Genomic DNA, 7171 nt, shown 5'->3' with positions numbered 1-7171 from the left:
TATTATACTACGTGAAAATTGCATCGGCTGTTCATGTTTTTTTGGAGGTTTTCCTGAGCCCAAGGTGGGTTTCCGGGAAAGGTAACGTTACATAGTGTTATGAGTTGATGACGGTAACAGTCTCACAGAGCTATTTGAAAAAAGAGTCTCCGGCACGGTAAGGGATAAAGCACCGCAAAACGTTACTTTCTGGTGTTGTCGATCCGTCTCCGATCTCCATTTTCATTCCTGGCATCTATTATGCTTTTACATCGATTTCCCGCGCACATCAAGTTCGGTAAGTGCCCGGAAGGTTGAAAAAAGCACAATCAAACCCAGGAGAATGGATTAATGGAACGAACAGATGTATTGGTCATCGGTGGAAGTGCCGCTGGCATCGTTGCCGCGACGACGGGCAAAACGTTTTATCCTGACAAATCGTTCATGCTGTTGCGAAAAGAGAAGCAGGTCATGGTCCCCTGTGGCATTCCATATATTTTCGGCACGCTGGAAAATAGCGAACAAAATATCATTCCGGATGCGGCGCTGACCAATGCCGGCATCACGTTTAAGATCGATGAAGCGGTCTCCGTGGATCAGGAAAAGAAAATCTGCGCCACGGCCGATGGTACGGAAATCGCCTTCGACAAGCTCGTTTTCGCCACGGGATCAAAGCCCTCGGTTCCTCCCTGGCTCAAGGGGGCTGACCTGGAAAACGTCTTCATCATCCCCAAAGACAAAATGTATCTCGATCAGCTTCGCGATAAATTGATGGACTTGGAAAAGATCGTGGTTCTGGGCGGCGGTTTCATCGGTGTGGAAGTCGCGGATGAACTGAGAAAAATTCACAAAGACGTGACAATTGTGGAGATGCTGCCCTATGTACTGAACCTGGCCTTTGACGAGGAGCTGGCGTCCAAGGCGCAGGCATGTTTGATCGAAAGGGGCGTTCATGTCCGCAGCAATGTTCGCGTAAAGGAACTGGCCGGCAATGGGAAGGTGTCTGACGTTATTTTCAGCGATGGTGAATCGATCAAGGCAGATGCCGTCATTCTGTCTACCGGCTATCGACCCAATGTCAGCCTGGCGCAGCAGGCCGGTCTCGAAATCAATCAACTGGGGTTCATCAAGGTCAATGAATATATGCGTACGGCAAACAAAGATTTTTTTGCCGTGGGCGATTGTGCTGAGAAACACAGCTTCATTACCCGTTCCCAAAAAGGGGTGATGCTGGCCTCAACCGCATGTGCCGAAGGCAGGATTGCGGGAATGAATCTCTACAAGCTGTCGACCTGAGAGCTTTTAACGGCAACGTCTCCATATTTTGCACCAGTATTGGAGACACCTCTTTCGGTGCCGCCGGTGTTACCGAAACACTGGCCAATGAAAGGGGGTTTGATGTGGTTACCGGTACCCACGAAGGTGTTGACAAGCATCCTGGGACCCTGCCTGGCACGAATCGACAAATCATCAAACTGATTGTTGCCCGCGATTCCGGTGTGATCCTGGGAGGCGAAGTCATTGGTGGTGCGACCACAGGTGAATTTACCAATCTGATGGGTTTCATGATTCAAAACAAGATGACCGTTGATGCCCTGCTGACGGCACAGATTGGCACCCACCCGTTATTGACGGCGTCTCCAACTGCTTACCCGTTGATCAAAGTTGCTGAAGTTGTGGCTAAGAAACGCCACTTGGCTTGAGAGCCTCGGAAGAAATAATTCCACCATTTTACTTATCCTTGCGCTCCGTCTACGGCATTCCATCCACCGGTGCATATCATATCCTGATATGCACCGGTGGATGGGCTTTGTAGGCGAGAACAAACCCGGTACCGTCCGGTGGTATTATTCTTTGCTTGCACCCTATCAGGACTTCCCGCTTGGGCGACGGGGTATCGCCAAGGGGGAAGTCATTTTACATCTTTTTCAACTTTTTCAACCGCTCCAAATGGTGTTAAATATTGATGCGAAAACGTTTGGCAGCTTTATTGCTCAAATTGATTATTTTAAATTCCGCATGGTACTATAGACTCCGCTCCACCTGCCGGACAAGTATGATATGAATACCTTGGAAAGTACACAAAATAGCCGATAAAGAAAAACCCTGAAAAAAGCTCCCCTAGCCGTTTACCAAAACCAGACCAGAAGGTTCTGCTGGCGCATCCTCAGGGAATTTTGTCATTGTGTATGTCGGGTATCTCTGGATAAAAGATTTTCCGCCGTTCGATCCTGCGGAAAATAATGTGGTGTAATGCTCTTTGTGCATCGATTCGGGTTTGCCTTGGCATACTGATTTCTTTGTCGTAGCGGTTCGAAAAATAGAACCGCATAATTTCATGCCCGTCCCCAGATTCCCGTCCCCAGATTCCCCATAGCTTCACGCCCCCAGCTTCATTGATATTTTTGGCGTGAACGGTTGATCATGGGAAGGAATATGGACATTCTATTGATAGAAGGTACCTGTTTCTTTTATTTTATTGACATTCAAACAACAACTTCCTACAGTTTTGTATCGATCAAAATTGGAGGAATTATGCAAACAACGATTTCAACCAAATTCCAGGTGGTCATTCCCAAGCCGACCAGAGAGCGCCTCAAGTTGAAGCCGAAACAAAAACTGACAGTAATAGAGAAAGATGGAATGCTTATTCTGATCCCGCAGACGACAATAGAATCATTGCGGGGGATTGCAGCTGGTGCCCAAATAGATGATTACCGGGAAAAGAAGGATCGGATGGGATGATCATTGTCGATTCATGCGGATGGCTGGAATGGTTCACCGACGGCAAGTTGGCAGACCAATATGCGAAATATCTGGCGGATCAACCAAAGATGCTGATGCCGACGATCATTCTATACGAAGTTTATAAGATTTTGAAAAGGGAGGTTGGCGAAGAAAAGGCGCTGGTTGCGACAGCATACATGAAGAATTCACCCGTGATTCCGTTGGACGAGAACCTCGCACTGGCGGCGGCGGACATTGCCTTGCAAGAAAAATTGGCCATGGCCGATGCCATCATCGTGGCCACAGCGAAGTTGAACCATTGCACCATCATTACATCAGACGCAGACCTGAAATATCAATCTTGCGTAGAATATATACCGAAGTAAAAAACGCTTGCAGATTCGTGGGTAGCAGGTTGTGGGACACCCTCCTCCGGCCCAAACTTTCCCCCTCCCGCCAAATCATTCCGGTCGGCATCATTCAGAAAAATTTTCCGCCGTTCGATCCCGCGGCAAATAATGGGGTGCAGCGCTCCTGGCGCATTGACTCTGGCTTATGTTGGCATGCTGGTTTCTTTATCATCATAGTTGTTCGGAAAATCTAATCGCATAATTTCATGCCCGTCCCCAGACTCCCGTCCCCAGACTCCTTTCATGCCCGTCCCCAGACTCCCAGCTTCCTTTCTATTTTCATTGAAGGGGTGTTGGCTGTAACCTATCTTTGATCTTCACGGTCCCTTGGCCTCAACGTCTGTTTGTTTATGCCAAAGCGTGTGACGAAAACAACAAACAAACCTATAACAAACAGCAGTGCCCCTGGAGCGGCGTCGGATATTGTGCTTTCTAAGCCAATAAATTTAGCAGTCAAATTGCTACCACCCGTGACACCGTTGCAGAATAAGAAAACTCCCCCGATTATACAAAATAGACTCAGAAGGAGACCGCTGAGAGAATAAATAAGTTTTGAACGGGTCGTGGTATCCTGAAAACTCGTAAAAGAAATTGTCTCATCTTTATTTTGGGAGGCCAACTTAATATTTTTAATCTCTTTGGGATTTGGTACCGGATCAAGTTGTGATCCACAGGGGATAGCCGCTCCAGATTTGCAAACCAGCCAGTGTTGGAAAAACCAATTGGAAATTTGGTAGTTACCGGCCACTGATTTAAGATAGCCATATTGCTCTAACGCCCGAAGACGAGTCTCGTATTTATCACTAAACTCAAATTTCTCATTATGAATCTGATGGATAAGTTGTTGATCTGATTTATTTAAGCCTTCAAAATAATTAGGGAATATACCTTCTAAAGCATTTGCATTATAAGCGTCGATTGCGAATTCTTTTGTAGGATTTCGAAGATTTCCATCTTGAAGGAGTTTAGCTATGAATATGCGAATCAAATAAGGCTGGTAATAGGTGAAAGAAAGGATTCGCTCTATATTATTATCCGTGATGGTATTAACAAACTGCCGTATCAAGTCGATAGCGTCATCAGGTGTTATGACAGGCAGGATGTGTGTTTCAAAAGCCGATAAAAATGCGGAGCAGGACAAGCCTTGTCCAGATACTATTTGGATGAAGTGGGGAGAGGCTGCCAGAATAAAACGGATATTTTCAGAAGATTCTACCAGATTATGGAGTTTATTCATAAAACCTGGTTCTTTTTTTTCTAATTTTTCGATCGCTTCGGCTTCATCAACCAGAATGACAATGGGATAATGTATGGAGATGTCAAGTTCCTCAATGAAATCAAAAAAAGCATTTTCACTGAGAAGCGCATAATCGATTGAAAAGCTTTTTCTTCGGAAGGCAACATCTAACTTTCGCTTGAGCTTATCAGATGTTGAAACACCCTGTAATGAAACGTAAAATGCATAGACATTTTTTTAAATAATTATTTTCGATATTTCTTAAAAGGGATGTCTTTCCGATTCTGCGTGCGCCGAAGACGAAGGCATTTTTTCGAGTGCTCATCAATTTCTCGATCAAAAGGTTCCTTCCCACGAATATATCATCCCAGTTACCCTTAGGAAGTTTTGCTTTGGGCCGAGTAATAGGCATTAGTGGTTCGGCGCTCTGATAACTATTGTCTTGGAGGATAGGCGTCGACGTATTTAAATCATCTATTTTTAAAGATTCTAAGTTGTTACTACGCCCAGGACCTTTCAAAAAAAATAAAATTCTGTTCATACCGTTCCCATAATTCAGGAGATCTACATATTGGAGAGATTCTAAAGTTTCATCCTGTGCACGGGTTCCATCAATGCTTACTGGTATGATAAAGATAGAATTTGGCGAAAATTCTTTGAAGAAGTCCAAAGCAATTTTCATTTCTTTTTGGACATAGCCTATGTGACTTACAGAATTTGATGAGATTAATGCAAGGAAATACTGTGAGTTCCTTATGGCCTTCCGGATAGCTCCGTCTCGATTTTCGCCTGGGAAGATATCTTCAATATCTATCCATGGAAAAAGGCCCTCATTTTTTAAATCGTTATACAACCTAATCGCCAGCTCTGAATCTTCATTAGCATGACTGATGTATATCATACTGTCTTTCCTTCATTTTTCACATAATTAATATCAAGCCAGTCCAGGAAAATTGTGCTAAATTCGATTTTGCTGTCAGAGATACTGATGACCTTGTGTCCGTGATTATATGAATTATTCAATAGTTCAGTCTGATAAACTTTGGAAATGATGACGCTTTTACCATTTGCAGCTAAAATTATTAGATAACGTAAGCCTGAGGACAGTTGTTCCCAAAAGGTTTCAAATTCACGGTTCAACTCTAAACGAATTAAATCGTTATATACTTCGTTAGCATCATTTAGGGTGACGGTAATTCGTTTTTCATCTAAGATTTTTGAAATAATTTTTTTACAGAGTTTTTGGATGTAAAAAGGCTTATGGTTTGTTTTTTCGAGAATAAAGTCAACAGAATTTGAATCATATTTATAAAACTCTTTTACGGGTTTTATAATGAGGTTTTTAGCAGATTGGGAGTCTAAAGGTATGACACTTTTAAATTCGAAAAAATTATACCATGGACTTGTGGGTTGAGTCCATTCACCACGCTGGATTGAGACACCTGCTGCTACTAGTCTAATTTTGCCTTGATAAGTCTGGAAAATATTACGCAAATTAGAATGAATATCATTTGAGAAACGCTGAGTTGCGTCAATCTCATCTAAACACATGATAATAGATGCCTGCGGGTCGTATTTAATTCTGAGCCAACCTATGATGGTTTCTATATCGTTTTCAAAATCAACTTCATCGTAGGATAACCTTTCCTTATGAAACAAGATCAATCCAGTTGGACAATCACGAAAAATTGAGTTTAGTTTGTTCGTCAAATGCTGCATAATTCGACTAAAAAATAACTCTTCTTTAACTCCTTCTAAGCTGCAAAAAAACGCGAAATCGGGTTTTTTAACATTTCTTTCAAGATGCTCTAACAACGTAGTTTTACCGATTCGACGCTCACCTGTAAGGCATAGGCTATTATTCTTTAGCGACTCAAATAAATCACGAATTAGTCTGTCGCGACCAAAAAACATCTCTGGGTCATGTACGGCTTCTCCTACAACATAGGGGTTGTAGCGCTGTTCATATACGCTCTGACGGGTGCGCTGGCGTGTAAAATATATAGAAAGGGATGCAACTAAAAAAATACTGCATATACTAGTTGTCCAGTAAAATAGAGGTTTTTGGTGAATAGGAATAACATTAATTTCGAAATATTGTTCTGCAGGTACCACACATTCGTTTCCACTTTTATCAACCACCTTAACCTGAAAAAAATAAGTCCCATTGTGAAGATTGTTGTACGAAACCTTTTTTTGTGAGCAAAGATGTTTCCACCCATGATCAATCGGTATAAGCCGCCAAGAATAGAGAAGTTCTTCACTCAAAGTCTTATCGCCAAAATCTTGATCATCTTGTCCTTCGAAGGTAAAAAATACATTTTTTTGAGCTACAACCTTTGATGGCTTGCTTGTAAGTTTTACTATAGGCAAATCATGGATGCGCTCGAAATCAAATTCGTGTTTGGCGGGCATAGTTTCAATACCGCATTCATTTTTCGCTATAACTTCGAATGAATGTCGAGCTGATTGGGATATAGGCAACTCAAAACAGTTATTAAAATTAAATTCAGTCCAATCACCATTATCAAGCTTGTAGGAATAGAGGCATCTATTATTGCTGCATGGACCTGATTGCCAGCAGATTTCCGGGATTCTACCGACAATTTTTCCCCTGCCCAACCCTTCAAAAATGAATGCTGTCTGAGGAAGTTTATGAAATCCTTTAACGGTAAAAGTATATTCAAGTGGAAGTGAGGTAAGCTCTGCTGAGTCCTTAGCCCTTACGTGTAAATTATATGTACCGTCAGAAAGATCATAGAATTCATAGGTGTTATCGGAACGATAGGTGCTCCAGGTTCGGTGGAGAGGGTTTAGC

The 7171-nt window shown here is 42.7% G+C and carries 7 protein-coding genes; 4 read left to right on the top strand and 3 right to left on the bottom strand.

Annotated features, from left to right (window positions below; translation table 11 throughout):
• The first annotated feature begins 330 nt into the window (after positions 1-330).
• The 4 genes from JCM12296_RS31060 (at position 331) to JCM12296_RS31040 (ending at position 3092) form a co-directional block, all read left to right on the top strand.
• Complete coding sequence (locus tag JCM12296_RS31060) at positions 331-1275, top strand: NAD(P)/FAD-dependent oxidoreductase (RefSeq protein WP_218188377.1); 945 nt, start codon at positions 331-333, stop codon at positions 1273-1275.
• On the top strand, positions 1224-1682 hold the full coding sequence (locus JCM12296_RS42825; protein WP_218188376.1) for a hypothetical protein: 459 nt from the start codon (positions 1224-1226) through the stop codon (positions 1680-1682). Before JCM12296_RS31060 ends, JCM12296_RS42825 begins: the two co-directional genes overlap by 52 nt.
• A gap of 733 nt (positions 1683-2415) precedes the next feature.
• Positions 2416-2724 carry an AbrB/MazE/SpoVT family DNA-binding domain-containing protein gene (locus tag JCM12296_RS31045; protein ID WP_246805173.1) on the top strand — a complete coding sequence of 103 codons (309 nt, stop codon included), beginning with the start codon at positions 2416-2418 and terminating at the stop codon, positions 2722-2724.
• Positions 2721-3092 (top strand): type II toxin-antitoxin system VapC family toxin, encoded by a 372-nt coding sequence (locus tag JCM12296_RS31040; protein ID WP_054701193.1) that lies wholly within the window; start codon positions 2721-2723, stop codon positions 3090-3092. Before JCM12296_RS31045 ends, JCM12296_RS31040 begins: the two co-directional genes overlap by 4 nt.
• A 328-nt stretch (positions 3093-3420) precedes the next feature.
• Here JCM12296_RS31040 and JCM12296_RS31035 read toward each other — a convergent pair whose 3' ends face one another.
• The 3 genes from JCM12296_RS31035 to JCM12296_RS31025 all read right to left on the bottom strand — a co-directional run.
• Positions 3421-4353, bottom strand: a complete 933-nt coding sequence (locus JCM12296_RS31035; protein ID WP_054701190.1) for a hypothetical protein — start codon at positions 4351-4353, stop codon at positions 3421-3423.
• Between the two features lie 187 nt (positions 4354-4540).
• Positions 4541-5254, bottom strand: a complete 714-nt coding sequence (locus JCM12296_RS31030; protein ID WP_054701187.1) for a toll/interleukin-1 receptor domain-containing protein — start codon at positions 5252-5254, stop codon at positions 4541-4543.
• On the bottom strand, positions 5251-7171 hold a 1921-nt coding region (locus tag JCM12296_RS31025), incomplete at its 5' end, for a triple tyrosine motif-containing protein (protein ID WP_157068056.1). The genes JCM12296_RS31030 and JCM12296_RS31025, both read right to left, overlap by 4 nt.

The sequence above is a fragment of the Desulfosarcina cetonica JCM 12296 genome, from assembly GCF_001311845.1.
Classification (GTDB): domain Bacteria; phylum Desulfobacterota; class Desulfobacteria; order Desulfobacterales; family Desulfosarcinaceae; genus Desulfosarcina; species Desulfosarcina cetonica.
The sequence above is the reverse complement of the archived record's forward strand: the minus strand, read 5'-3'. Positions and strand labels throughout refer to the sequence as shown.

What these genes read in the sequence shown, in the direction of transcription:
- JCM12296_RS31060 (WP_218188377.1), top strand. Translation starts at nt 331, where the DNA reads ATGGAACGAACAGATGTATTGGTCATCGGTGGAAGTGCCGCTGGCATC.
- JCM12296_RS42825 (WP_218188376.1), top strand. Translation starts at nt 1,224, where the DNA reads ATGTGCCGAAGGCAGGATTGCGGGAATGAATCTCTACAAGCTGTCGAC.
- JCM12296_RS31045 (WP_246805173.1), top strand. Translation starts at nt 2,416, where the DNA reads ATGGACATTCTATTGATAGAAGGTACCTGTTTCTTTTATTTTATTGAC.
- JCM12296_RS31040 (WP_054701193.1), top strand. Translation starts at nt 2,721, where the DNA reads ATGATCATTGTCGATTCATGCGGATGGCTGGAATGGTTCACCGACGGC.
- JCM12296_RS31035 (WP_054701190.1), bottom strand. Translation starts at nt 4,353, where the DNA reads ATGAATAAACTCCATAATCTGGTAGAATCTTCTGAAAATATCCGTTTT.
- JCM12296_RS31030 (WP_054701187.1), bottom strand. Translation starts at nt 5,254, where the DNA reads ATGATATACATCAGTCATGCTAATGAAGATTCAGAGCTGGCGATTAGG.